The sequence below is a fragment of the Limosilactobacillus caecicola genome (genome assembly GCF_943192935.1).
Taxonomy (GTDB): Bacteria; Bacillota; Bacilli; order Lactobacillales; family Lactobacillaceae; genus Limosilactobacillus; species Limosilactobacillus caecicola.
Genome location: NZ_CALPCI010000003.1, coordinates 107,875 through 133,391, shown reverse-complemented (window position 1 = coordinate 133,391; position 25,517 = coordinate 107,875). Strand labels below are relative to the sequence as shown.

The window sequence follows — 25,517 nt, the reverse complement described above, 5'->3', positions numbered from 1 at the left end:
ACGAGGTGATTAGATGGCCAAAAAACGACACACGTTATCCAACGATAACGTAGTGGCACAAAATAAAAAAGCGCGGCACGATTATTCCGTGATGGCAACCTACGAAGCAGGCATCGTTTTGACCGGAACGGAAATTAAATCAGTGCGGGCGCGCCGGATTAATTTGAAAGATGGGTATGCCCAATTTCACAATGGGGAACTGTGGTTGATGAACGTTCACATTAGTGAATATAGTAATGGTAATATTTTCAATCATGACCCATTGCGGAATCGGAAACTACTCCTTCACAAAAAGGAACTCAAAAAATTACGTGGGGAAATGAGTGTGAAGGGGGTTACCCTGATTCCACTGAAGGTTTACCTTAAACATGGCTTTGCCAAGGTCTTGCTTGGCCTGGCCAAGGGTAAACATGAGTATGATAAACGAAATGACATCAAGAAACGCGAGCAAGAACGGCAAATTGAACGCGTGATGAAACATTATTAATTCCATTCAAGGCTTATATATTAACGAATTCTCCGTTGATATATAAGCCTTTTTGTGTCCAAAATAATTCAACATTTTTGTTGATTTGTCATAGATTTGACAGTATCTTGGTTGTGTATATACGGATGACTATTCGATGCATCGAAAGTGAATTGTTTTATATGGATGGAGGGAGATCTAGAATGGATGATGGTTCATTTGTACAAAGTGGCGCCGATTTGTTAATCGCAGCTTTGCAAAAAAATGGCATTGATAAGATGTATGGTGTTGTCGGAATTCCGGTGACTGATTTCGCACGGTTAGCTGAATTGCGCGGGATGAAGTATTATGGCTTCCGTCGTGAAGATTCTGCTGTCAATGCAGCAGCAGCGACTGGGTACTTGACGGGAAAGCCAGGGGTTGGCTTAACCGTTTCTGCGCCAGGATTTTTGAATGGTTTGACAGCATTGGCACAAGCAACGAAGAATTGCTTCCCATTGATTATGATTTCGGGGTCCTCAGATCGTCACATTATTGACCTTGACCAGGGTGACTATGAAGGGCTTGATCAATACAACGTTGCAAAGCCATTCTGTAAAAAGGCTTACCGGGTTGACCGGGCAGAAGATATGGGCTTAGCTGTCGCTCGTGCGGTGCGGACAGCTGTTTCTGGCCGCCCTGGTGGTGTTTATCTCGACCTTCCTGCGGATGCGATTGGTCAAACTGTGACGTTCGATAGCAAGGATGATACCGGCATCTACTCAGTGATCGATCCTGCGCCACAACAATTCCCAAGCGATGAAGCGATTGATCGCGCAGTGAAAGTGATCAGTGGTGCTCAGAAGCCATTGATCATCTTAGGCAAGGGTGCTGCCTATGCCCGCACTGAAGAATTAGTTCAAAATTTGGTCTCCAGCACGGAAATTCCATTTTTGCCAATGTCCATGGCTAAAGGGGTCGTAAGTGATGAAGATTCTCACTCCGCTGCCGCTGCGCGTTCACTCTCTTTGAAGAATGCTGACGTCGTGATCTTGATTGGGGCGCGACTGAATTGGATGTTGTCACACGGGGCAGCACCAACCTTTAACCCGGATGCCAAGTTTGTCCAATTAGACATCGATGCAACGGAATTTGACTCCAACCAAAAGATTAGCGCTCCTTTGCAAGGGGATCTGTTATCAACATTGACCAAGTTAGTGCCAGCCCTGAAGTCAGCTGGTTACCATACTGACGCTGACTGGTTGAAACAAATTGCGGCTAAGACTGCCGAAAACGACGAAAAGTTTGCCCAACGGATTGCTAAGGGTGAAACTAACCCTAAGTTTGGGTACTACGGTGCCATTGAACCAATCAAGGAATACTTCTTACAACACCCTGATACTTACCTGGTCAGTGAAGGAGCTAACACCCTTGACATTGGTCGGAACATGATTGATATGAAGCTGCCACGTCACCGGATTGATACTGGTACGTGGGGTGTCATGGGAGTCGGCCTTGGTTACGCCATTGCAACAGCAGCTACTACTGGGAAGTCGGTTGTTGCCCTCGAAGGTGACAGTGCCTTTGGTTTTGATGGAATGGAAATGGAAACCATTTGCCGTTACAACCTGCCAATTACGGTTGTCATTGTTAACAATGGTGGGATTTATAACGGGACTGATTCAGAAGTTCCTAACCAACCTGGTCCAACCAAGCTGGATCCAAATGCCCATTATGAATTGATCTCCAAGGCTTTCCAAGGTGATAGTTACTTCGTTAAGAACTATCAAGAAATGAAGGACACCTTTGCCAAGGCTGTAGAATCTGGTCGGCCAAACATTATCAATGTCCAAATCGATCCTTCAATGGGGAAGGAATCTGGACACATTGGTAACCTCAATCCAAAGTTAAACTTGAAACAATAATCTGAATTGGAGGGAACATTCTTATGACAACAGAAAATAGTGAATATGCTCCACTGAAGGGCATTAAAATTGTTGACTGGACGCAAGTGCAATCTGGTCCATCTTGTACCCAATTGTTGGCTTGGCTCGGTGCCGAAGTCATTAAAATTGAACGGACCAACACTGGTGACCCAACCCGGAACCAATTGTTAGACATTCAAGATTCATGGAGCCTTTACTACTTGCAATTAAACGCCAACAAGAAGTCCTTGACGTTGGACATTAAGTCACCTGAAGGAAAGAAAATCATGGATGACTTACTCAAGAAGGCTGACGTCTTTGTCGAAAACGTTCGCCCAGGTGCTGCGGACCGGGCCGGCTTTGGTTGGGAAGACGTTCATAAGCTTAATCCACGTTTGATCATGGCTTCTTTGAAGGGCTTTAACGCTGGCTCACGGTTTGAAAATGTCAAGGCCTACGAACCGGTTGCGCAATCTGCCGGTGGAGCTGCTTCTGCCACTGGTTGGAATGAGGGCGAACATAACGTCCCAACTCAATCAGCTGCTGCTTTAGGTGATTCCAATTCAGGAATGCACTTAACGATCGGCATTTTAGCTGCTTTAATGCAACGGGAACGGACTGGAGAAGGTACCTTTGTTTACCAGTCAATGCAAAACGCGGTCTTGAACTTAGCACGGATTAAGCTTCGTGACCAAATCATGCTCGATAACTTAGGTGCCTTACCTCACTACGCAGTTTATCCAAACTTCAAGTGGGGCAAAGCCATTCCACGTGGCGAAAACACTGAAGGTGGCCAAGTAATTGGTTGGACCTATAAAGCAAAGGGTTGGGAAAATGATCCGAACGCCTATGTTTACATTGTTATCCAGGATAGCAACAAGAGTTGGGCAGCAATCGCCAACACGATGGGCCACCCTGAATGGATTGACGATCCACGGTTTGTTGACTGGCAACACCGTCAATTGCACAAGGAAGAATTATACCCATTGCTTGAATCATACACTAAGCAATATGACAAGTATGAATTAACCAAGACGCTGGGTGCCGCTGGGATTCCAGTTGGTCCAGTATTGGATTGGCATGAAATTGAAAATGACCCTGACCTGAATGAAGACGGGACGATCATTACAATTGATCAAGGTGGTAACCGGGGCAAGTTCAAGACCATTGGTTTACCATTTACCCTTTCCAATTACAAGCCGGAATATAAACGTGCCCCTGATTTAGGTGAAAACAACAAAGAAATTTTGGAGAGCCTTGGTTACGATGATGACCAAATTAGTTCTTTGGCTGACGAAGGCGTGATTTCCAAAGTGAAGAAGCCACAAAATCCTCGGCGGAAAGTTATCAAGGGTGAATAATCAGTACCACAGATTTAAGGAAGTGGTCAAAAATGGTAGATATATTAGTTAATGATATTATCCCAATTTTGATTATCATGATTTTAGGTTACATTTGCGGTAAGTTAACCTTTTTCGATGATGATCAACGTCAAGGGATGAACAAGTTAGTTTTGAATATTGCCTTACCAGCGGCATTGTTTGTCTCCATTGTGAAGGCATCGCGGGCAATGTTTGCGAAGGATATTCGTTTAACGTTAGTTTCAGTTGTCGGAGTCACAGGACTCTTTCTATTGAGTTATGTCCTGGATAAAGTGATGTTTCACCGGAGCACCCAAGAAGCAGCCGTGTGTGCATTGATTGCTGGTTCACCAACGATCGGTTTCTTAGGCTTCGCCGTGTTGGATCCAATTTATGGCAATAACGTCACCACCAATTTGGTAATTGGAATTGTTTCCATTGTCGTGAATGCGGTCACGATTCCGATTGGTCTGTCTTTGATTAACAAAGGGCAGGCCAATGATCGGAAAAAAGTGGCGACAACCAACGGTGGTCAACAAGTCACGGTTAAGCTTCCACAAAAGGGGACTAATAAAACTCCTGAAACTAAGATGGTGACTGTGGCCGATGGTGTTCCAGTTACGGACGCGGAAGCAAAGGCACTTCGTGAAAAGGGTGTTGATCGGGAAATTGATTTAGTGCGTGCTGAAGTGGATTACCATAATCAACAGGAAAAGCAAAGCAATTCAACCTGGTCAGCCGTCCTGAATGCTGTTAAACAACCAGTTGCCGCGGCTCCACTGTTAGCGATCATCCTAGTTTTGATCGGGATCAAGGTGCCAACTTCTTGGGATCCAACGTTTGATTTGATTGCGAAGGCTAATTCTGGGGTGGCCGTTTTAGCAGCCGGATTAGCACTCTCGACAGTTAAGTTTTCAATTTCTAAAGAATCTCTTTGGAACACCTTCTTCCGGTTATTCTTGACGCCAGCGATTATCGTATTGGTATCATACCTAATCGGCATGGGCTCTGATCCAACGAAGATTTCAATGCTTTGTTTGGCAACTGGTTTACCGCCTGCATTTTCCGGAATTATTATTTCCAGTCGTTATAATATTTACGTTAAAGAAGGGGCTAGCTCTGTTGCAATTTCTACGATCGGGTTTGCCGTTTCATGCTTGTTCTGGATCTGGTTGTTACCAATCATTGCCAAAATGTTTTAGGTGATTCTAAATAGAAATCCTCCTGATCATTGTTGCTATGCAACTTGATCAGGAGGATTTTTTAATCTAACTTTTTGTAGCAGCCCAATTCGGGCACTGCCCCACGGCGGAATTGCCGGTTGGGTAACAACTTTTTCATCCGGCGGGTAACTCGGGTTCCTGCCCAATGATTGAGGACGCAGCCGACTAGGATGGCCACGGGTTCGTCTGACTCCTGATTAATGGTTAGGCGGCAATAGAGGCCACCAGATGATTTTTCAGGTTCCATGGTAAAAACGGTGTGATTATTGCGGAATACTCGGTAATGGTTGTTTAAAGCATTGCCCATAATTACCCAGTTAAGGTCACGAATATAAATGAACTCCCGCACGAAACCGAGCGATTTGCAAATGGTCGCGATTCGGTGGTGGTTCACGTAAATACCAAATTTGGGCAGCATCCCTAATGATAATTGTTTGATCTCGGCTAATAAATCACCCTGCATTGTATACAAGGACAAGGCATCGTGGCGCAGGCCCCATTTTCCGGTCAGCAGGTAACGGGCTTCATGGAGATTATCATGAATGATGGTGGCCGAACGATCATTAGCCCGGTTCTTGAGGTAAAGAGTTCGCATGGTTTCACCGCTTTTCTTCCTAACTTTCTTACTACTATTTTAGCAGTTGTGAAGATAATTGAACAGTTTTCCCGAAGTCTGCAGGGGGATTATGGTAAAATATTGTCGAGGTGGATTGCATTGAAACAATTAATTCATAATGACTGGTGGCCAGTTTTAAAACCACAGTTTGAAGCTGATTACTACCAGCAATTGCGGCAATTTTTAATTAATGAATATCAACACCACACGGTTTATCCGGAAATGCACCATATTTTCGAGGCGTTTGAATGGACGCCCTTTAGTAAGGTGAAAGTGGTCATTTTAGGGCAGGATCCCTATCACGGGCCTCACCAGGCTCATGGCTGTAGCTTTTCGGTTTTGCCGGGTGTACGAATTCCGCCATCGCTGCAAAATATCTATAAGGAATTACAAAATGACCTGGGCTATCCACCAGTACAACATGGTTACCTCAAAAAATGGGCAGATCAAGGGGTACTGCTGTTGAATTCAGTGTTGACGGTTCGTGATGGTCAGGCTTTTTCCCACCGTGGTCATGGTTGGGAACGCTTGACTGATGCGGCCATTAAAGCGTTGTCGGATCGTCCCGAACCTGTCATCTTTATCTTGTGGGGACGGGCCGCACAGGCCAAAAAGACATTGATCAACACTGATACTAATATTGTTTTAGAATCAGCCCATCCCAGTCCGCTATCTGCCAACCGTGGTTTCTTTGGTTCGCGGCCATTTTCCCGCACTAATGAAGCTTTGAAGGCAATGGGGGAACAACCCATTGATTGGCAACTACCAGCGCATGTTGATGTACAGTAATGATTGGAAAGGAGTTTTACCAATGGATATTTTTGAAAAACTGGCAACTGAATTAAAGGGGCAAAACCGGACCATCGTTTTTCCAGAAGGCGAAGACAAGCGGGTGATGGGCGCGGCTATTCGTCTAAAACATGACGATGTGCTCCAACCAATTTTGTTGGGAAATCCAGATCAATTAAAGCAAATTGCTCAGGAGAATGGCTTCGATTTAACTGGAATTGAAATCATTGACCCAGCAACCTATGACAAGACTGCTATGCACGCGGCACTTTTGGAACGGCGGAAGGGTAAGAATACGCCTGAACAAGTGGACAAAATGCTCGAAGACATCAGTTACTTTGCAACCATGCTGGTCTACATGGGCAAAGTTGATGGAATGGTCTCTGGAGCGGTCCACCCAACTGGGGATACTGTCCGGCCTGCGCTCCAAATCATTAAAACTAAACCAGGTGTCAAACGGATTAGTGGGGCCTTTATTATGCAAAAGGGTGATCAACGGTACGTTTTTGCTGACTGTGCCATTAATATCGAAATTGATGCACCGACGATGGCAGAAATTGCGGTAGAAAGCGCAGAAACAGCGAAGGTGTTTGGCCTAGACCCTAAAGTTGCAATGCTGAGTTTCTCAACAAAGGGTTCTGCGAAGAGTGAGTTAGTAACTAAGGTGGCTGACGCCACGAAGCTTGTTAAGGACGCTCACCCGGACTTAAAAGTTGAGGGTGAATTACAATTTGATGCGGCCCTGGTTCCAGAAGTTGGCAAATTAAAAGCTCTTGGCTCAGAGGTGGCAGGACATGCCAATGTCTTTATCTTCCCAAGCTTGGAATCAGGAAACATTGGTTACAAAATTGCCCAACGCTTTGGTGGTTTTGAAGCCGTCGGCCCAATTCTGCAAGGACTGAATGCGCCAATCGCCGATTTGTCCCGTGGAACGAACGAAGATGAAATTTACAAAGTGGCCTTAATTACGGCCGCACGGGTTGAATAACGATGAAACAGTTAACGTTAAACAGTCGTGAGGAAACGATCGCTTTGGGCGAACGCCTAGCGACCAATTTGCAACCTGGCGATGTTATTGTGTTAAATGGTGACCTGGGTGCTGGAAAAACAACTTTTACCAAGGGAATTGCCAGGGGCCTCGGTATTAGCGAAGTGATTAAGAGTCCCACTTTTACAATTATTCGGGAGTACCAGGACGGCCGGTTGCCGCTTTATCATATGGACGCTTATCGTTTAGAAAACGGTGGGGCCGCTGATTTGGGCCTTGATGAGTATTTTGACGGTGACGGTGTCAGTGTTGTAGAGTGGGCACAGTTTGCCGCAGATGAACTACCTGATGAATATTTATCAATTACTTTCCAGCGCACTGATGAGGATCAACGACGGATTTTAACGCTGAATCCACAAGGTGAGCACTTTACCAAATTGGTGGAAGAACTATGAGTGACGAAGAAATTACTTTAAAAGTTGCCACGATTACGGACGCCGGTCCGGTTCTTGATCTGCTCCGCCAAATTAATCAAGAAACCAATGTGGTGATGATTCCACAATTGTCATCCTTGTCGGTTGCGGATGAGGAAATGTCGTTAGCTGAAATTGACCAGCGGAGTGATTGCTTCGTTTTATTGGCCATGCTTGGCAAGCAACCGGTGGGCATTGTGACGGTGACTAAATTAAATGGCTCCGCTAATGCTGGTGAACTAGGGGTTGCAGTTTTAAAGCAGTTTTGGAATCAGGGCATTGGTTCGCTGCTGGTCGATGAAGCAATTTATTGGTATGAAAACTTTAGTACTTTAGAACACTTAGTGCTCGATGTTTTTGCCGATAATCCGCGGGCGATTCATTTGTACGAAAAATTTGCTTTTACCCAAACTGACCAAACTAAAGAGCAAGACGCGAACGGTCAGGAGCGCCCAGCAATCTTAATGGAATACGGTGGTTCTGATTCATAACCACATAACGGGGCTTGGAAGTCATTTCCAAGCCCCGTTGCTGTATTTAGCCATACATTTTAATGAATGGTTCAATTTGTTGACGGCCAAAGCTTTCGGCCTGGTTAATGAGAATATCAGCACACGCTTGCGCATCATCTAAGGCATTGTGATGATGGTGGAGGTCGATATTCAAAGCGGCGGCAACTGTATCTAATTTGTGGTTAGGTAATTGGGGGAACAACCTTTGACTGGTGCGCAGGGTATCGAGTGTTTGGTAGGCTGGTGCCACAATTCCATAATGTTGAAGAGTATTTTTTAAAACACTATTATCAAAGGTGGCATTATGGGCAATGACCAGCTTGTCGGGTGTATAAAATTGCGCAATGTGTTTCCAGACTTCAGGAAATGTGGGGGCGTTTGCAACATCGGCTTCATGGATACCGTGGATTTGGACGTTGCGCCAGCTAAAATCGGTTTGGGGATTAATTAACGAATAGAATTCATCGACAATTTTATTTTGGCGCACAATCGCCAGCGATAAGGAACAGGCGCTAAAACGCTTGGAATTAGCAGTTTCAAAATCCATTGCAATAAAGTTCAAAATTATCGTCTCCTGATCAGTTACTCAATTCCTGTAGTTTAAATCTCATTTTATAATGATACAATATTAGATATCAATATAAAAAGGATTAATCAACATGACTGAAAACATTCAAACAACTTTCCCTGAAATTAACATCAAAAAAGATGCCTTACTATCACAGTACACGTTTACCCATACTGGGGGACCGGCGGACTGGTTAGCATTTCCCAAGAATGTTGACGAGATGAAACAGTTAGTAACGTATGCTAAGGAACAGCAATTACCGATTACCGTGCTTGGTAACGCCAGTAATTTGATCGTTAAGGATGGCGGCATCGCTGGATTGGTATTAATCCTGACAGCGATGAAGGACATTTCTGTTAGTGATTCCACTGTGACGGCAGATGCTGGTGCTGCCTACATCGAAGTGACGAAGGTGGCCCGTGATCACTCCTTGAGTGGGATCGAATTTGCAGCGGGAATTCCCGGAAGTGTCGGTGGTGCTGTGTTCATGAACGCTGGTGCATATGGTGGTGAAACCAGAAACGTCATTTCTAAGGCAACCGTCATGGATCGGGATGGCAATATTTTTGAACTGAACAACCAGGAGCTTGATTTTGGTTACCGGCACAGTGCTGTTCAAGACCAAAATCTGATCGTGTTGTCAGCTGACTTCGGTTTGATACCAGGCGATTATGAAACTATCAAGGCCCAGATGGATGATTTAAATGCACGCCGGGCTGCTAAACAACCATTAGACTTACCATCATGTGGAAGCGTCTTTAAGCGACCCGAAGGATATTTTGCCGGCAAATTGATCCATGATGCTGGATTGCAAGGTTATACTTCAGGTGGTGCCCAAGTCTCCAAAAAGCATGCTGGATTCATTGTCAATATTAACAATGGGACGGCGACCGATTATCTCAATGTGATCCATCATGTTCAACAAGTGGTCAAAGAGAAGTTTGGCGTCGAACTGGAAACCGAAGTCCGCATCATCGGTCGTGATAAGTAAAATCAAGGCCCTTACCCCGTCGTTAACGGAGTAAGGGCCTTAGTTTGTCTAAATTCAATTTCGTAAGACAAGTAGCAAATGGACGAACCAACAGATAATTAATTGTAAAACGGTCATGATCATCACAAAGAGAAAGGCATTCCATGAAATGGCGCTTAGAATTTGTCGCCAAAACCAACTTGGGGTGATTAACATATAGATCGAATGTAATCGCAGAAAGCGACCAATGTAGATCCCAATACTCGAGCAAAAGGTAAAAATCACCATTAAAAGGTACCTCAACTGGGGGTGACGGGGACTGATCACTTTAGCAATGAGGCTACTCGTATTCAAGAGCTCTAGTGAGCCGATTAAGACGCAGCAAAAGGCGCTAATAATCATGATGGCAAAGATTAACCACATTGAGGGTGCGGAACGCAGGATGCCACTGACATTGGTATGGGGATGGAGCCAGGACAGGTGAAAGAGGTCAGTTAAAACGTAGGGAGCGTTGGGATAGAATAAGAGCCAAAGCAAGCTGGCTAGCCAAAAGAGGAGTGAACGCCGGTCGGCGATTTTAGGTAGGTGGAAACTAATTTCGATCGGAATGTAACCTAAGAAGGTATTCAAGGCCATGAAATCATAAGGGCTCTTCATTACCACTTTTAGAAAAATGATCCATGCCAAGAAAAAGCACCGGACTTGCCAGCGGTATGAAATTGTCAAATGGTTGATACCGACCACGCTCCTTTCAATTCACAGTAACTATTATACCGGACTGAAAATTTAATGATAGCGTTTGGCCTTTAAATTGCGTGACCTTAAGAAAATGATATAATTAAACGGTAGTTTAGGATCGGAGGTTTTGGATCAATGCAGACAATCGCTACTTTATTAACGTGGCGAAATTTGATTAACTTGATTGACATCCTGGTGATCTGGTTCTTAATCTATGAGCTAATTATGCTGATTCGGGGCACCAGGGCCATTCAGCTTTTTAAGGGAATTTTAGTGATTCTGTTAATTAAGTTGGTGAGCTGGTACGTCGGGTTGAGTACGGTTTCATGGTTGATGGACCAGGTCATTAATTGGGGTGTAATCGCAATTGTTGTTATTTTTCAGCCGGAAATTCGGCGGGGGTTGGAACATCTTGGTCGCGGTACCTTGTTTGCGCGCAACCGGACTGCCAATGAGCAGGAAGAGGAAATGATCCAACAGCTGGATCAAGCCATCCAATACATGTCGAAACGACGGATTGGGGCCTTGATTAGTATTCAGATGGATACGGGACTGGAAGAATATATTGAAACCGGGATTCCGCTTGATGCTGATATTACCGGTGCATTGTTAATCAATACCTTTATTCCCAACACACCGCTTCATGATGGGGCAGTGATCATTAAGAATAACCGCATTGCGGTCGCAGCAGCTTATTTGCCGCTTTCGGATAGTAAACTGATTCCAAAAGAATTAGGAACTCGTCACCGAGCAGCGGTTGGGATTAGTGAAGTCACAGATGCCTTGACGATTGTCATCTCAGAAGAAACTGGTGAAGTATCCATTACCAAGGATAACGAGCTGTTGAGGAATATGTCACAAAAGGACTATCTGAAATTCTTACGTGCTCATTTATACAAGGAAAAAGATGAACACAAGGATCTGGGCCTATTTGGTGACTTACTCACGAAGATTCATCTGCAAGGGGGGAAGCATCGTGAACGGTAAAAAAGGTTCATTCTTTGGCAGCGTTTGGTTTTTGCGATTAGCCTCACTTGTGTTAGCAGTTTTTCTATTTATGTACGTGAATAGCGATAAAAATGGCTTTCTCCGTCAAACTACCCGTGGTTCAGATAGTGGGAGCGCGCTAATGTCGAATAAATCCGTCAACGTTAGAATGCCACTGGACCTAAAAATGAACTCACAAAAGTATGTGGTTACTGGGTATCCACAATACGTGAAGGTTCGTGTATCAGGGCCATCCGCGTTGGTGACGACGGTTTCTAATACCCAAAACTTCAAGGTGTATGCTGATTTAACTAAATTGGGGACGGGAAATCACACCGTGACTTTGAAGGTAAGTGGTTTGAATTCCGAATTACGTTCGAAAGTCACCCCACAGACGATTAAGGTCAACGTCCAACCACGGAGCACGATTACGGCGCCAGTTCAAGTTAAATTGAATTCTAAGGCCGTCAGTGATGGATACGAGGTTGGTACACCGAAGCCAGCATTGAAGACCGTGCAAATCTCTGGAGCACGGAGCCAAGTTAAGAAGGTTGCCAAGGTAATTGCTTACGTGGACGTGCCAAAGGATGCAAAAGCAAACTTTAGTCGGCAAATTACGTTGCAAGCAATTGACAAGAAAGGTCGGACAGTGAATGTGGTCGTCATGCCAAGTTCCATTAGTGTCGAAGTACCGGTTACCAAGCAAAATGGAAATGATGTCTCATCTTCAAGCAGTAGTTCGTCCGGGGAAAATAGTGATAGTTCGAGTTCTAGTGCGCGGTCCACTAGTGCAAGTCAAACTACTGAATCAAGTAGCAGTAGCAATGATTAAGATTGATAGGATAGGTGAAAAATAATGAAGTTAAAATATTTTGGAACAGACGGGGTCCGTGGAGTTGCCAATCGTGATCTCAGCCCTGAATTAGCATTTCGGGTGGGGCGTGCCGGTGGTTATGTTTTAACCCGTCATTCCGAACGGAAACGTCCCCAAGTCTTGGTTTCTCGTGACACGCGAATCTCTGGACAAATGTTAGAAAATGCCCTGATTGCTGGATTGCTGTCTGTCGGGATTGAAGTGTTGCGGTTAGGTGTTGTGACGACGCCAGGGGTTGCCTACTTAGTTCGGGCCCAAGAAGCTGATGCTGGAGTGATGATCACTGCTTCGCATAACCCAATTCAGTACAACGGGATTAAGTATTTCGGTGGCGATGGTTTTAAATTATCTGATGAATTGGAATATGAAATTGAACAAATTTTAGATGCTCCTGAAGATACGTTGCCACGGCCATCTGATGACGGCTTAGGTACGGTGGAAGATTATAAAGAAGGGGCCCTTAAATATACTTCATTCCTCGAACAAACAATTTCAACCGAATTGGCTGGTTTAAAAGTCGTTGTTGATGCTGCTAACGGGGCCACCAGTGACTTCGTTTCTAGTTTATTTGCCGATGTCGAAGTTGACTTTATTCCAATTAATGACAACCCGGATGGGTTAAATACCAACCTGAACTGTGGTTCCACCCATCCTGAAGGACTGCAGAAAGCGGTCGTTGACAATCAGGCCGACCTTGGGATCGCCTTTGATGGTGATGGTGACCGGTGTATTGCCGTTGATGCGGAAGGGAACATCGTTGATGGTGATAAGATCATGTATATTTGTGGAAAAAATATGGATGAAAATGGTCGTTTGAAAAAGGATACGGTGGTTACTACTGTGATGAGCAATCTCGGGATGTACAAGGCACTAGAAGCTCATGGTATGAAGAGCGTCAAGACCAAGGTCGGCGATCGCTACGTTGTTGAAGAGATGCTGAAAAATGGCTATAACCTTGGTGGGGAACAATCTGGCCACATTATTTTCCTTGACCACAACACGACTGGTGATGGAATGTTAACGGCATTGCAGTTATTACAAGTCATAAAAACAACTGGCAAGAGTTTGGCCGAGCTAGCTGCAGATGTGACGACTTACCCACAAGAATTAGTTAATATTAAGGTTGCTGACAAGCAGGCTGCGATGAAAAACGAAAAGTTACTAGCAGTGATCAAGGAAGTGGAAGACGAAATGAATGGTGACGGTCGCGTCTTAGTTCGGCCAAGTGGGACTGAACCATTACTGCGGATTATGGCTGAGGCGCCAACCAAGGAATTGGTTCATAACTATGTCACGAAAATTGCAGAAGTGGCGCAAGCAGAATTGGCAGTTGAATAAAATTAGGGGTTGTGACATAATCTCTGAAAGATAGCTGTAACACGAACAGCGCAGTACAACAATGGGCTCCAACATCCGGTAAAACCGAATGCTGGAGCCTATTGTTGCTTTCCCGCAAGGGAACAGCTACGCGTTGACGGGGGCGTGACTACGAAGTCGTAAACGACTTCTGTCACGCTTGTCACGCTCCCTTTTATCAGGTTCGCGACATCGCAGAGGACGGAAAAGTTTTTGGAAAAAGCGGTGAGCAATCGGTTGCACATTGTAGACCAATTTTGGATAAATCTATTGACTTTCTTTGTGAATATCTTTACTATATTGTTATTGTCTAAGCGATACAAAATTGATAAAAACCGATTAGTTATCTATACCAATTTTTGGAAATTTAATTTAAAGGACGGAATTTAATTATGTGTGGAATTGTTGGTGTTACTGGGAGTGACCAAAGTGTTTCCATCTTAATCGATGGTTTAAAGCGGTTGGAATATCGTGGTTATGATTCTGCTGGAATTTACGTGAACGATCAGCAAGGACATGACTACTTAGTTAAGCGTCCTGGTCGGATTAGTAATTTAGAGGAAGCAATTACTCCAGACGTTCACGGTACTGCCGGGATCGGTCATACTCGTTGGGCAACCCATGGCGAACCAAATGAAGTGAATGCCCATCCTCAATATTCAACGGACAAGCGATTCTACCTTGTTCACAACGGAGTGATTGAAAATCATCAACAACTGCGGGAACACTACTTGGCGGATGTGACCTTCAAGAGTCAAACTGACACTGAAGTCGTGGTTCAGTTAGTTGATAAATTTGTGACCGACTATGGTTTAGACACTAAGTCAGCATTATTGAAGACGATCCGCTTGATCAGTCCAGATTCTTCATACGCGTTCGTATTAATGGATCGCGAGCAACCCGATACGCTCTTTGTTGCAAAAAACAAGAGTCCGTTGCTGGTTGGCCTGGCTGACGGCTATAACATGGTTGGTTCAGATGCCACTTCGATGCTGAAACAAACGAACACTTTCATGGAAATTGATGACCATGAATTGGTAATTGTGAAGCCTGATTCAGTAAAGATTGAAGACCTCGATGGGAATGAGAAAACTCGTGAGACCTTTACCGTCGATATGGACCCAACTGCGGCTGACAAGGGCGCTTATCCTTTCTACATGCTCAAAGAAATTGATGAACAACCAGCTGTCATGCGGAAATTAGTTCAAGAATACTTTACAGGTGACCAACCAAAACTCGATGAAGACTTGCTCAAGGATCTGAACGATGCTGACCACATTTATATTGTGGGTGCGGGAACAAGTTATCACGCGGGATTGGTTGGCGCCCGGATTTTTGAACGCTTGACCAAGATCCCGACCACGGTTCATATTTCATCTGAATTTGCATATGAACAACCATTATTGTCCAAGAAACCATTCTTTATCTTCCTTTCACAAAGTGGTGAAACCGCCGATAGTCGTGAAGTTTTGGTCCACATTAATGAACATCAGTGGCCAAGCTTGACGATTACCAATGTTGATAAATCAACGCTTTCCCGGGAAGCTACTTATACACTGTTACTTTACGCCGGCCCAGAAATTGCGGTGGCTTCCACTAAGGCTTATACCGCGCAAATTGCCGTTGAAGCAATTCTCGCCAAGGCACTTGGAGAATATCGTCACATCAAGTCTGCCCAAGACTTTGCTTTGAAACAACAATTGGGTAGCGTTGCTAATGGAATTCAAGCAATTACTGATAGTAAAGATGACTTTGAATCTTTAGCGGCTCATTATCTGTCCAAACCACGCAATGCTTTTTACATTGGTCGTGGCATTGACTGGTCGGTTTCTCTAGAAGCGGCATTAAAACTGAAGGAAATTTCCTATGTTCAAGCCGAAGGGTTTGCCTCTGGTGAATTAAAGCACGGGACAATTGCCTTAATTGAAAAGGGCACTCCGGTAATTGCACTCGTTACCCAAGAGCGAACTGCTGGATTAACCCGCAGCAACCTGGAGGAAACAGAAGCGCGTGGTGCTAACACGCTGACGATTGTATCTCGTCACCTTGCTAAAGAAGACGATACGATCGTGATTCCCGATGTTGATGAAATGCTGACACCATTATTGAGCGTCATTCCTGCGCAACTGTTGGCATATTACACTAGTTTAGGGAAGGGCTTGGATGTTGATAAGCCGCGGAACCTTGCCAAGTCCGTTACCGTTCAATAATCATATTATTAATAAACGGCGATTGGAAAATCGTCGTTTATTTTTGCTTTAATTGTTAACAGCGCTTACAATGAGGGGTACTATAAAACCATAAGGTATTAATAATTACCTTCTAATCAATTCTCTTTCTCTCTTATGCCAATCACCGTCCCCATGGCGGTGATTTTTTTGTTATTATGAATGGGTGAGGTGAGTAAGAATGGCAGAGAAACCAGGAACTTTAGACTTAATTGAAGAAATTACCCGTAATGATGGAACGAAGTACTTTGAAATTGGTAACATGGTCCATAATGGACGGGCTGAGTTAGCCGCAGAGCGTGGTTATATTAAACAGGTGCGGATTTTAAAACTGAACATTCCACATTCGCAAAATGTCATTAAGTACGAGCGGTTTATTAACGAACATTATGAGATGCAGGATGAGTCCATGGACCACTGGGAAGAATGGAAACGCAATGCGGAGATGGATGAATTAGTGTCGGCGATTATGGCCGAAAATCATGTTGGCTAAAAATTAATTCATAAGATGAAATCAGCGATTCTAATCGAATTGGTTTAGACCAGATTGTAGACAAATCCGCAATTAAAATCGTCATTTATCATGAAATGGCCTGTACGTGACAGGGTCTTATGACTATAATAATAAAGTATTTGAGCGAATGAATTGAGGAGGAGTTAAGCTCATGCGCCCAGCTTTTGAGGAAGACCAATTACGGTCCCGACATCATGGATATGTTACCGGTGTTGATGGAATGCGGACCATTGCCGTTTTAGGAGTCATTATTTACCACCTACTACCGAATATGATGGTTGGTGGTTTTTTAGGGGTTCCGCTATTTCTGCTAATCTCGGGGTATTTTGTTACCAACCAATTGTTGAAAAAGAGTGATCGTGGTGGCATTGATTTAGTGCACTTTTATCAACGGCGGTTTAGCCGACTTTACCCAATTTTAGTGACGATGTTAGTCTTTACAACTGCTTACATCACTCTCTTTGATCGCATGCAGTTGCACCATATTAAGGCCGTCATTGTTACCAATTTATTGTGGGTATACAACTGGTGGGAAATCTTTAATGGTCAGTCGTATTTTGACCGCTTTGGTGGCGAATCACCGTTTACTCACCTGTGGACCTTGGGCGTTGAAGCACAGTTTTATGTTTTATGGCCGCTGATTTTATTACTACTCCTCCGGTTTTTTAGTAAGCGCGTAGTCAAGTGGTTAATATTATTGTTAGCGATCCTTTCGGCCGTCGAAATGGCATTATTATTTGGTCCGCAAAACATTAACCGGGTTTATTATGGTACCGACACTCGGGCGTTTTCACTTTTATTGGGTTCCTGGCTAGCGTTTATTTGGCCCCGGGAACAATTAAATGAACGGTTAAACAAAAGTGCGACGCGGCTGTTAAACACGGTCGGCATTGTGACTTTAGCACTTACCATTTTGAGTTTCTTTATTTCAAATGGCCAGGTTCCCCAAACCTACCATGGTGCGATGTTTGCCTATAGCTTTGTTGGAATGTTGCTATTGGCAACGATTGTTCACCCCGGGGCAGATATGAACCGGTGGTTAACTAATCCATTTTTTAAATGGGTCGGTGAACGTTCCTACGGTATTTATGTCTACCAATACCCAGTGATGATCTTTTATGAAGCCAAAGTACAGATTGGAGCGCACCCAATTATGAACGCAGTCATTGAATTATTACTGATCGTTGTGATTAGTGAATTGTCATACCGCTTTATTGAACGGCCATTGAAACACTATTCATGGCGGGATCTGCCGTTGACCATTATTAACTGGTTTGATGTCAAACGGCGGGGATGGAAGCAATGGTTAGCGATTATTCCTGCACTACTGGTGTTCTTTGTTGCCGTGGCTGGTTTTACGACACCGGACCGGGCGCCAAAGACTACTCAGGTACAAACTAGGATTAAACAAAGTCGGCATGCGACAGCTGCCCGTAATAAGCTGATTGCTGAAGGAAAAGCACCGAAGATTGACGTGAATAGCAAGTCGTTACAGAAAAAGTACGGACTTTCTAAGAAAGAACTAAAACACGCTTCAAAATTAAAAGTCACGGCGATTGGTGATTCGGTGATGGCGGATGCTTCGGATAGTATCCAACAGGTGGTGCCGCACGCTTATGTAGAAGCAAAAGTGGGGCGGCAAGGAAGCGATGCGCCGGCAGTGATCAAAGATCTTAAGGCTAACGGTCATCTTAACCGGATCGTAATTCTCAACCTTGGTACTAATGGTGCAATGAACAGCGAAACGGTCAACCAGATTATTCAATCAATTGGGAAGGGACACCAAATTTACTGGATCACTGCCCATGTGCCGACTAAATCATGGGAAAAGACCGTGAATAACCAGATTAAACAGGCCGCCAAAAAGCATTCAAACATCCACGTGGTTGATTGGAATCAGCAAAGTGCTTCCCATTCAAACTGGTTTGCTGACGATAACGTTCATATGAATGACAACGGGAATGTACAATTTACCAGATTGATCGTCAAAAGTATTCTCAAGTAGGTGAAATTTAATGATTAAAATGATTAAGATGATTGCGTTAGATTTGGATAATACCTTACTGAATAGCGATAAGGAGATTAGTCCAAGAAATGAAAAAATTTTACGCCAGCTCCACCAGGCAGGAATTAAGGTTGTCCTCTGTACAGGGCGGCCGATCAACGCCATTTGGAATTACATCGAACAGCTCGGTTTAACAGCGCCGGATGATTTTACCATTAATTTCAATGGTGGGCTCGTGGTTAACAACGTTACTAAGCAACCGTTGTTTTCAATGGGACTCAAAGCTGCTGACCTGAAATTGGTGTTTGATTTTGCGCATGAACATGATTACTCATTAGATGTTTTAGACTTTAATCGGGTTTATGAAATTATGGATATGCCGCGGGGCTTGTATAAAGGTACGGTTAAGCATATTGAGTTCGTGGACGCAAAATTCGCTGAATTACCACAGGGCGACCATCCATATGCAAAGATGGTAATGGCAATTCCGGCTGAACGCCTGAAAAAGATCATCCCAACAATCCCTGTTGAGTTACGAGAATACTTTACGGTTGTCCAGTCACAACCACATATTTTGGAGTATCTACCAAAGGGCGTCGATAAAGCCACCGGGTTAAAACATTTATTAGATCACTTTGGACTTGATTTTAGTAATTTAATGACCTTTGGGGATGCTGATAATGACCTGGGAATGATTAAAGCTGCTGGTGACGGCGTCGTGATGGCGAATGGTTTACCAGAGGTTAAAGCTGTCGCAGATCATTTAACTACCAGTAATGATGAAGATGGGGTCGCAGATTACCTTGAGAAAAAATTTGCAACCTTATTGTAATATTCGAGTAAAAAATAGTAAAAGTTGCCTTAATTTTCAAGAAAAAGGCAACTTTTTTAGTTATTTTTGTGAAGATTGTGTAGTTATTCACTAATAAAAATTTGAAATATCCTTTTCCCAATAGAATGGGCGAAAGCTAACGAAATAATAAAAGATTTATAGGTGATTTATGCCAATTATTACAGAATGTTACAAAATTTTTAGCGACCGTCGTAAAAAGCAAAATGATTGCAATCAACTAGTAATATCACGCTTGTATGATATACATCGTTGATAAAGAAAGATTTTGTAAAGGATGGTTTATACTTTATGTTAAACAAGAATCTATTGAAGATGAGTGCAACTCTTGGTGCAGCTACTTTGGGAGTCATTGCAACTACTGCAATTGCACATGCTGACACGACTTACACCGTTCAAAATGGAGACACCCTAACTTCAATTGCTGCCAAGTTCAATAATGTGGACGTTGACACGATTGCCCAAAAGAACAATCTCCAAGACATCAATACGATTCATGTCGGTCAAAAATTAGTGATTAAGAGTTCGAGCAATAAGCAGACGAAGAGTACCGCTAAGGTTGAACAAACGGACTACACTCCATCAACTAATAGCTCTTCTAACTTATCTGCCGCTGACCAAGCTGCTAAGGACTGGATTGCTTATCACGAATCACGTGGACAATACACGGCACAAAATGGTCAGTACTATGGTAAATACCAATTGAGCCTTGCCTACCTTAATGGTGACCTTTCCCCAGAAAACCAAGAAAAGGTTGCTGATCAATATGTTGCTAACCGCTACGGATCCTGGACTGCCGCACAACAATTTTGGATGGCAAATGGTTGGTACTAAAATTTAACGATGAATTGCAAAGTAGGGTGCGATCTAAAAGATCGTTGAGCCCTACTTTTTTTTCATGCTATTATTACTATAAAAGCCGTTCTGGGCAGGAGGTATTTTGGTCATGAAAACTGTTATTTTATTATTTCATCCTGATATGGACCATTCATTGGTTAATAAGCGCCTCGTTAAAGCTGCCCAGCAGAACCGGAATGTTGATGTTCGAGATATGTATGCACTGTATCATGATTTGCCGATTGATGTAGAAAAGGAGCGGCATGTTTTAGAAAGCGCTAATCGAATTATTTTCCAATTCCCGTTGAAATGGTACAGTGCGCCGGCACTGGTTCAGTCATGGAAAGAGCAAGTTCTTGATGACTACTGGTTACATTCGGGACCACAAGGTGGTGAGATTCTTCACGGAAAAGAATTAATGGTTACTGTTGCCTATTCTGAACCATCCTACGATTTTACGACAGCGGGTAAATACAAATATACTCTCAAAGAATTATTGCGCCAATTTGAGGTTTTGAGTATCCATTTGGGGGTGCAATATTGCGAGCCGTTTACCGTTTACGAACTTGATGACTTAGACCGGGCAACGACAGAATATGCGGAATTAGTTAACAAGGACGAATTACCCAAACAACCGATTGGGGAAAAGTAGAAAAGCCCAGTGAAATTGATGATGATCACCAATTTCACTGGGCCCCATTGTTTTTGTGGGAAATTAATTTAATTCGCCGTCAGCAATTTTATCTAATAAAGGTCGTGAAGGAATAAAGTAGACTTGACCGGACAGAATGTCAGAGAATGACAAGAGGTAGTCATTTTGGTCAAGCATATTTTGCAACATGGTCTTAGTGACCGTCCAGTGACGGGCATAACCGATAAAGTAAGTTCCCGTATTATCACTAGCAGGATCAGAATAAGGTACGTTCATCCGGACAATTTTTTGTTCGACACCATTGATGGTAGCTTGCGAAGTCACATTATGGGCATTCTTGAATTTGTCTTCATCTTCTAGTTCGAGGTCGGAGAACTTCTTGCGCCCAACGGCCTTTTCCTGTGTCTCCGTGGTCAAATGATTCCAAATATCCATGTTATGGTGCCATTTTTGTGCAAAGGCGTAAGAGCCATTTTCAAAGAATGAATCTTCATCGCCAATGATGGCATAATCAGCGGCATCTTCCATTTGGGGATTTTCGGTGCCGTCAATAAAACCGATAATGGCACGTCCTTCAAAGTAACGGAAACCCTTGGTTTCATCAACGACAGTTGTAAAGTCCTTGAGAAAGAGGCGAATTTGACTCATCATTTCATATAGCACAGCTTCGCTATCTGCACGCAGGTGGATAAAGATATCGCCTTTGCTAGCGGGCATTGTGTACTTTGGCCCCTTTAGTGTGTTGTAGGTTTCCAGTTCCTTTGGCTTTGGTGCATCCGGGAAGAGGTAATCCCAAGCGGCATTGCTAAAGCCAAGCGCAGTTCGTAAGTTTTCACCATCCGCGCGAATCCGCATTGAACGGATAATGGCCTGATAACGATCGACAAAGTCCTGAATCGCTTCCTGATCCTTGGCTTGATCCTCACGTTTGAGTTCAAAGGTGGTGAACAAAACGTTTTTTCCGGCATCTTTCCAAACGTCTTGTGCTAATTCTGGTTTAACTGACATAAAAAGAGCTCCCTTCACGGTTAAATTTCACTACTATTTTAGCATGATTCTAAACAAGGGCAAGTTGACGAAAGCATCAAATTCACCGATAATGGGTGAGCATTCTAGAGATTTGATTGGAGAAAAATTTTGCAGGTTAGAGAATTAAAGGAACGGTTTGCGGCAGTAGCTAATCCAGAGTTGGCCAAACAAATGGCGGCGTATTTGAAAGGTCAGTTTCACTTTTATGGATGCCAAAGTGCAACTCGGCAGCGCGTCTACCGTCGAGAACTATTAGCAGAGAAAAAGCGGGAGAAAATTGATTGGCAATTTTTAAACCAAGCTTGGGCAGAACCCCACCGGGAGTTTCAATATGTCGTGTGTGATTATTTAATCACCCTCAAACAATTCGTAACGTTTGATGACCTTCCACGGATTGAAAAATTTGTGCGGAGCAAGCAGTGGTGGGATACGATTGACAGCCTTATTAAACCGATTGGTGAGGTGGGGTTACACGATCGGCGGGTTGGCAAGTTAATGCTTCAGTGGTCACTGGATCCAGATATCTGGGTTCGTCGAGTGGCAATTGAACACCAGTTACTCCGTAAAGATAAAATGGATATTGACTTGCTCGCGAAGGTAATTGAAAACAACTTAGATCGTCGTGAATTTTTCATTAATAAGGCCATTGGGTGGGCCCTTCGTGACTATTCAAAAACGAACCCGCGTTGGGTGCAGCAATTTATTACAACCCATCGTGACGCAATGGCACCATTGTCGATCCGTGAGGGTAGTAAGTATTTATAAAGTCATACAACGCTCGACTGTGTGAATTGGTCGAGCGTTGTATGCATAGAGTTAAAAAGCCCGTAATACGTTGATTTAGCAACGTATTACGGGCTTTGATTATGGAGATGGTGGGGATCGAACCCACGTCCGAGCATATTGCCATCCTAACCTCTACACTCATAGATTAACTATTTAAATTTCGCCTGCTAACCCGCCGCTAATCGAGGCCATCATAGCAAACTAGCTTGATCAATCTCTTTTACTAATTACAAACGGAAATTAGTAACGTAAGTCCACTAAATATGAAACCCGGAAACGAACCGTGGACGAACCCGGCCGGATTTACACATGCTTACCGGTTAGGCAGCGTATGCGTAAGAGTTTGAATTATTGTTTGCAGTTATAATTTAAAACTGAGCGTTTTTACGAAGACGCAACCTTCGAAGTGCAGTTAAGACTCAACCTATACCCGTCGAATCCAAAAACATCCCCAAAACATGTAGAAATATTATACCAATAATCTTGTCAAATTTCAAAAATTTCAAAAAATCTTCATAGACTTTGTTGAAAAATAATTATAAGGTAGAAACAAATACTTAAAAACGGGGGTTGCATCGTGAAAATTTTAATGGTGGAAGACAATCGCTCGGTATGCGAAATGATGTCGATGTTTTTTAAAAAGGAACAATGGGATGTCGAGTTCGCATATGATGGGGAACAAGCTGTCGAAGTGTTTAAGGATGAAGGCCAAGATTACGATTTAGTATTACTGGATCTCAATTTACCGAAAATGGATGGTATGCAGGTGGCCGCGGAAATCCGCCGCGTTTCGCCAACCATCCCGATGATTATGCTGACCGCGCGTGATTCGGAAAGTGACCAAGTTTTAGGACTTGAAATGGGGGCGGATGATTATGTCACGAAGCCATTTAGTCCATTGACCTTAATTGCCCGAATTAAGGCCTTACACCGTCGTTCCCAGATGGGGGCTCCTCAGGCAGCTACTAATGATGCGGCCGATGACTTCGATATTCGAACTGCCCACTTTAAATTAAATACCAAGACGCGCGAAGCGTACTTAAATGACCAGCCAATCAAAGATTTAACACCGAAGGAATTTGACCTGCTCAAAACGTTGGCTTCCAAGCCCAAGCAGGTCTTTAGTCGTGAACAATTACTACAATTGGTATGGAATTACGAATATTACGGTGATGAACGAACGGTCGATGCGCACATCAAAAAGCTCCGTCAAAAGATTGAACAGGTCGGACCCAAAGTGATTCAAACGGTGTGGGGCGTTGGTTACAAGTTTGATGATAGTGAGGTCCAATAGCAATGAAACTAATTTGGCGGCAAATTCTGGGCTACGTGACAGTGATTGTCGTCCTGGGAACGATCTTGGTGATTTCCTTTGTTCGGGTCACGGATCAAACAATGTATCATCAAACTTGGTTTCAATTGGGACAGTATGCAGATAGCTTAATCCAAGACGATGAAGTTATTATTAATAAAAAAACGAATCAAATTGTCGGCTTTCAACAGCAAGCCATTGATTCGAAGTCGAAATTGTTATCACGTCAGCACGTCTACTTTGCGGTGTTGGATGCTAAGGGGCAGACCCGGTATGACAATAGTCAGGGTTATACGGCGCAAATCAGTAAGGCGGATTGGAAAAAATTACGACAGGGTAAGATGATTAAGAAGCGGATTGCCTACCCGAATACCCAAGTATTACAGAAAAATCACCAGAATATGCCGATTCCGCAGATGATTGGGATCATCAAGCCGTACTTTTTTAACCATAAATTGGTGGCGGTGGTGAACATCAGTACCTTTTCATCAACAGCGCGGCAAATTTATGAACATATTTTCCAACAGATGTTGATTGCCTTTGCGGCAGCTTTTATTGTGGCCTTGACGATTAGTTTCTTGTTTGCCCAGTCACTCAAGAAACGGATTGATAAGATGAAGAATGCGGCGAACGAAATTGCTGAAGGGAATTATGATATTCACTTACAAACTGGCCATCGAGATGAATTAGATGAACTCAGTGATAGTTTTAATAAGATGACAGATTCCCTGCAGGCTTCACAAGAGGAAATCAAGGCTCAAGAGGAACGGCGCAAAGAATTTTTGGCAGACGCCGCCCACGAAATGCGGACCCCTTTGACGACCATCAATGGTCTACTCGAGGGATTGGCTTTTGACGCAATTCCTGAAGAGGATCGCCAACACAGTATCGAATTAATGCAAAAAGATACTAAGCGCTTAATTCGGTTGGTCAATGATAATTTGAACTATGAAAAGATCCGAACTAACCAAATTCGGATGGATCGTCAAATCTTTGATGCTAGTGAAGTTCTGGGGAATTTAAAGGACCAGTTGGAACCAAATGCTAAAGAACAGGGTGACGAGATTATTGTGAAATCACCGCACCCCCTCCGGACCTATGCGGACATGGACCGCTTTGTCCAAATCATGTTTAACATCATTCAAAACGCCATTCAATTTACTAAAAATGGTACCATTAAGGTTACTGGTGAACGTCTTCCAAAGGGAGCCCAATTTTCAGTAACCGATAATGGGATTGGGATGAGTGATGAGCAATTAAAAAATATTTGGCAACGATTCTATAAAGCGGATCGTTCACGGATGAATACCCAATATGGTGAGTCTGGAATTGGTTTGTCACTCGTTCGTCAATTAGTCAGATTGCATAACGGAAAAATCACGGTGAAGAGTAAAGTCAACCACGGTACGACTTTCACCATCTTTTTCCCTGATCGGTCAACTGATCATCAAAAAACTGAATAAATTTTATGAAAGCGCT

General features: G+C 43.5%; 25 protein-coding genes and 1 other RNA gene. 21 read left to right on the top strand and 5 right to left on the bottom strand.

All coding sequences use genetic code 11. The features are described from left to right. The first annotated feature begins 13 nt into the window (after nt 1–13). The 4 genes from smpB (at nt 14) to NFR43_RS05840 (ending at nt 4,933) form a co-directional block, all read left to right on the top strand. Complete coding sequence (gene smpB / locus NFR43_RS05855) at nt 14–487, top strand: SsrA-binding protein SmpB (protein ID WP_251547391.1); 474 nt, start codon at nt 14–16, stop codon at nt 485–487. Nucleotides 488–669: 182 nt separating this feature from the next. Further along, complete coding sequence (gene oxc / locus NFR43_RS05850; protein WP_251547389.1) at nt 670–2,370, top strand: oxalyl-CoA decarboxylase; 1,701 nt, start codon at nt 670–672, stop codon at nt 2,368–2,370. Between the two features lie 23 nt (nt 2,371–2,393). Continuing rightward, a complete protein-coding gene (gene frc / locus NFR43_RS05845; RefSeq protein ID WP_251547387.1) occupies nt 2,394–3,731 on the top strand; it encodes a formyl-CoA transferase in 1,338 nt (445 codons plus the stop codon). 32 nt (nt 3,732–3,763) lie between these two features. Next, complete coding sequence (locus tag NFR43_RS05840; RefSeq protein ID WP_251547385.1) at nt 3,764–4,933, top strand: AEC family transporter; 1,170 nt, start codon at nt 3,764–3,766, stop codon at nt 4,931–4,933. Between the two features lie 61 nt (nt 4,934–4,994). Here NFR43_RS05840 and NFR43_RS05835 read toward each other — a convergent pair whose 3' ends face one another. Further along, nucleotides 4,995–5,549, bottom strand: a complete 555-nt coding sequence (locus NFR43_RS05835) for an LURP-one-related/scramblase family protein (RefSeq protein WP_251547383.1) — start codon at nt 5,547–5,549, stop codon at nt 4,995–4,997. A 120-nt stretch (nt 5,550–5,669) separates the two neighbouring features. Here NFR43_RS05835 and NFR43_RS05830 point away from each other — a divergent pair, with 120 nt between their 5' ends. From NFR43_RS05830 to NFR43_RS05815, 4 genes are read left to right on the top strand one after another with little or no spacing between them, the layout of a single operon-like run. Then, nucleotides 5,670–6,359, top strand: a complete 690-nt coding sequence (locus NFR43_RS05830) for a uracil-DNA glycosylase (protein ID WP_251547381.1) — start codon at nt 5,670–5,672, stop codon at nt 6,357–6,359. Between the two features lie 22 nt (nt 6,360–6,381). Then, on the top strand, nt 6,382–7,347 hold the full coding sequence (gene pta / locus NFR43_RS05825) for a phosphate acetyltransferase (RefSeq protein WP_251547379.1): 966 nt from the start codon (nt 6,382–6,384) through the stop codon (nt 7,345–7,347). A gap of 2 nt (nt 7,348–7,349) precedes the next feature. Continuing rightward, on the top strand, nt 7,350–7,802 hold the full coding sequence (gene tsaE / locus NFR43_RS05820; protein WP_251547377.1) for a tRNA (adenosine(37)-N6)-threonylcarbamoyltransferase complex ATPase subunit type 1 TsaE: 453 nt from the start codon (nt 7,350–7,352) through the stop codon (nt 7,800–7,802). Then, nucleotides 7,799–8,311 carry a GNAT family N-acetyltransferase gene (locus NFR43_RS05815; RefSeq protein ID WP_251547368.1) on the top strand — a complete coding sequence of 171 codons (513 nt, stop codon included), beginning with the start codon at nt 7,799–7,801 and terminating at the stop codon, nt 8,309–8,311. The genes tsaE and NFR43_RS05815 overlap by 4 nt, the downstream gene beginning before the upstream one ends. A gap of 46 nt (nt 8,312–8,357) precedes the next feature. Here the strand turns inward: NFR43_RS05815 and NFR43_RS05810 are convergent, their stop codons facing one another. Then, nucleotides 8,358–8,894, bottom strand: a complete 537-nt coding sequence (locus NFR43_RS05810) for a 3'-5' exonuclease (protein WP_251547366.1) — start codon at nt 8,892–8,894, stop codon at nt 8,358–8,360. Between the two features lie 97 nt (nt 8,895–8,991). On the opposite strand from NFR43_RS05810, the gene murB reads away from it, so the two are divergent. Then, nucleotides 8,992–9,891, top strand: a complete 900-nt coding sequence (murB, locus tag NFR43_RS05805) for a UDP-N-acetylmuramate dehydrogenase (protein ID WP_251547364.1) — start codon at nt 8,992–8,994, stop codon at nt 9,889–9,891. A gap of 54 nt (nt 9,892–9,945) precedes the next feature. On the opposite strand, the gene NFR43_RS05800 is transcribed toward murB, so the two are convergent. Then, a complete protein-coding gene (locus tag NFR43_RS05800; protein WP_251547362.1) occupies nt 9,946–10,557 on the bottom strand; it encodes a DUF1361 domain-containing protein in 612 nt (203 codons plus the stop codon). 186 nt (nt 10,558–10,743) lie between these two features. On the opposite strand from NFR43_RS05800, the gene cdaA reads away from it, so the two are divergent. From cdaA to NFR43_RS05755, 9 genes are all read left to right on the top strand, one after another. Then, nucleotides 10,744–11,595, top strand: coding sequence for a diadenylate cyclase CdaA (cdaA, locus tag NFR43_RS05795; protein ID WP_251547360.1), 852 nt, complete (start codon nt 10,744–10,746; stop codon nt 11,593–11,595). Further along, nucleotides 11,585–12,427: a CdaR family protein gene (locus NFR43_RS05790; RefSeq protein ID WP_251547358.1), complete on the top strand. Its 843-nt coding sequence runs from the start codon at nt 11,585–11,587 to the stop codon at nt 12,425–12,427. Before cdaA ends, NFR43_RS05790 begins: the two co-directional genes overlap by 11 nt. Nucleotides 12,428–12,451: 24 nt before the next feature. Next, the gene (gene glmM, locus NFR43_RS05785) at nt 12,452–13,807 is read left to right on the top strand and encodes a phosphoglucosamine mutase (protein ID WP_251547356.1); all 1,356 of its coding nucleotides are present in this window, start codon (nt 12,452–12,454) and stop codon (nt 13,805–13,807) included. Nucleotides 13,808–14,217: 410 nt separating this feature from the next. Further along, entirely contained in the window at nt 14,218–16,035 is a 1,818-nt protein-coding gene (gene glmS / locus NFR43_RS05780) for a glutamine--fructose-6-phosphate transaminase (isomerizing) (RefSeq protein WP_251547354.1), read from the top strand. Between the two features lie 199 nt (nt 16,036–16,234). Beyond that, complete coding sequence (locus tag NFR43_RS05775; protein ID WP_251547352.1) at nt 16,235–16,546, top strand: hypothetical protein; 312 nt, start codon at nt 16,235–16,237, stop codon at nt 16,544–16,546. A gap of 172 nt (nt 16,547–16,718) precedes the next feature. Continuing rightward, complete coding sequence (locus NFR43_RS05770) at nt 16,719–18,572, top strand: acyltransferase family protein (RefSeq protein WP_251547350.1); 1,854 nt, start codon at nt 16,719–16,721, stop codon at nt 18,570–18,572. A 19-nt stretch (nt 18,573–18,591) separates the two neighbouring features. After that, a complete protein-coding gene (locus tag NFR43_RS05765) occupies nt 18,592–19,404 on the top strand; it encodes a Cof-type HAD-IIB family hydrolase (RefSeq protein ID WP_251547602.1) in 813 nt (270 codons plus the stop codon). 309 nt (nt 19,405–19,713) lie between these two features. Continuing rightward, nucleotides 19,714–20,256, top strand: a complete 543-nt coding sequence (gene apf / locus NFR43_RS05760) for an aggregation-promoting factor (protein WP_251547348.1) — start codon at nt 19,714–19,716, stop codon at nt 20,254–20,256. Between the two features lie 112 nt (nt 20,257–20,368). Continuing rightward, a complete protein-coding gene (locus NFR43_RS05755; RefSeq protein ID WP_251547346.1) occupies nt 20,369–20,911 on the top strand; it encodes an NAD(P)H-dependent oxidoreductase in 543 nt (180 codons plus the stop codon). 63 nt (nt 20,912–20,974) lie between these two features. Here NFR43_RS05755 and NFR43_RS05750 read toward each other — a convergent pair whose 3' ends face one another. Further along, a complete protein-coding gene (locus NFR43_RS05750) occupies nt 20,975–21,919 on the bottom strand; it encodes a Dyp-type peroxidase (protein ID WP_251547344.1) in 945 nt (314 codons plus the stop codon). Between the two features lie 129 nt (nt 21,920–22,048). Between NFR43_RS05750 and NFR43_RS05745 the strand changes: the two genes are divergently transcribed. After that, nucleotides 22,049–22,705, top strand: a complete 657-nt coding sequence (locus tag NFR43_RS05745; protein WP_251547342.1) for a DNA alkylation repair protein — start codon at nt 22,049–22,051, stop codon at nt 22,703–22,705. Nucleotides 22,706–22,804: 99 nt separating this feature from the next. Here the strand turns inward: NFR43_RS05745 and ssrA are convergent. Further along, nucleotides 22,805–23,179, bottom strand: a transfer-messenger RNA (tmRNA) gene (ssrA, locus tag NFR43_RS05740). A 124-nt stretch (nt 23,180–23,303) separates the two neighbouring features. Here ssrA and NFR43_RS05735 point away from each other — a divergent pair. Both NFR43_RS05735 and NFR43_RS05730 read left to right on the top strand, forming a co-directional pair. Continuing rightward, nucleotides 23,304–24,020 carry a response regulator transcription factor gene (locus NFR43_RS05735; protein WP_251547340.1) on the top strand — a complete coding sequence of 239 codons (717 nt, stop codon included), beginning with the start codon at nt 23,304–23,306 and terminating at the stop codon, nt 24,018–24,020. A 2-nt stretch (nt 24,021–24,022) separates the two neighbouring features. Beyond that, on the top strand, nt 24,023–25,501 hold the full coding sequence (locus tag NFR43_RS05730) for a sensor histidine kinase (protein ID WP_251547338.1): 1,479 nt from the start codon (nt 24,023–24,025) through the stop codon (nt 25,499–25,501). Nucleotides 25,502–25,517 lie beyond the last annotated feature (16 nt).

Excerpts from the sequence above, each read along its gene's own strand:
- glmM (WP_251547356.1), top strand. The coding sequence starts at position 12,452 with ATGAAGTTAAAATATTTTGGAACAGACGGGGTCCGTGGAGTTGCCAAT.
- NFR43_RS05840 (WP_251547385.1), top strand. The coding sequence starts at position 3,764 with ATGGTAGATATATTAGTTAATGATATTATCCCAATTTTGATTATCATG.
- NFR43_RS05765 (WP_251547602.1), top strand. The coding sequence starts at position 18,592 with ATGATTAAGATGATTGCGTTAGATTTGGATAATACCTTACTGAATAGC.
- smpB (WP_251547391.1), top strand. The coding sequence starts at position 14 with ATGGCCAAAAAACGACACACGTTATCCAACGATAACGTAGTGGCACAA.
- murB (WP_251547364.1), top strand. The coding sequence starts at position 8,992 with ATGACTGAAAACATTCAAACAACTTTCCCTGAAATTAACATCAAAAAA.
- NFR43_RS05770 (WP_251547350.1), top strand. The coding sequence starts at position 16,719 with ATGCGCCCAGCTTTTGAGGAAGACCAATTACGGTCCCGACATCATGGA.
- NFR43_RS05835 (WP_251547383.1), bottom strand. The coding sequence starts at position 5,549 with ATGCGAACTCTTTACCTCAAGAACCGGGCTAATGATCGTTCGGCCACC.
- frc (WP_251547387.1), top strand. The coding sequence starts at position 2,394 with ATGACAACAGAAAATAGTGAATATGCTCCACTGAAGGGCATTAAAATT.
- apf (WP_251547348.1), top strand. The coding sequence starts at position 19,714 with ATGTTAAACAAGAATCTATTGAAGATGAGTGCAACTCTTGGTGCAGCT.
- cdaA (WP_251547360.1), top strand. The coding sequence starts at position 10,744 with ATGCAGACAATCGCTACTTTATTAACGTGGCGAAATTTGATTAACTTG.
- NFR43_RS05730 (WP_251547338.1), top strand. The coding sequence starts at position 24,023 with ATGAAACTAATTTGGCGGCAAATTCTGGGCTACGTGACAGTGATTGTC.
- oxc (WP_251547389.1), top strand. The coding sequence starts at position 670 with ATGGATGATGGTTCATTTGTACAAAGTGGCGCCGATTTGTTAATCGCA.
- tsaE (WP_251547377.1), top strand. The coding sequence starts at position 7,350 with ATGAAACAGTTAACGTTAAACAGTCGTGAGGAAACGATCGCTTTGGGC.
- NFR43_RS05750 (WP_251547344.1), bottom strand. The coding sequence starts at position 21,919 with ATGTCAGTTAAACCAGAATTAGCACAAGACGTTTGGAAAGATGCCGGA.
- NFR43_RS05815 (WP_251547368.1), top strand. The coding sequence starts at position 7,799 with ATGAGTGACGAAGAAATTACTTTAAAAGTTGCCACGATTACGGACGCC.
- NFR43_RS05775 (WP_251547352.1), top strand. The coding sequence starts at position 16,235 with ATGGCAGAGAAACCAGGAACTTTAGACTTAATTGAAGAAATTACCCGT.
- glmS (WP_251547354.1), top strand. The coding sequence starts at position 14,218 with ATGTGTGGAATTGTTGGTGTTACTGGGAGTGACCAAAGTGTTTCCATC.
- pta (WP_251547379.1), top strand. The coding sequence starts at position 6,382 with ATGGATATTTTTGAAAAACTGGCAACTGAATTAAAGGGGCAAAACCGG.
- NFR43_RS05755 (WP_251547346.1), top strand. The coding sequence starts at position 20,369 with ATGAAAACTGTTATTTTATTATTTCATCCTGATATGGACCATTCATTG.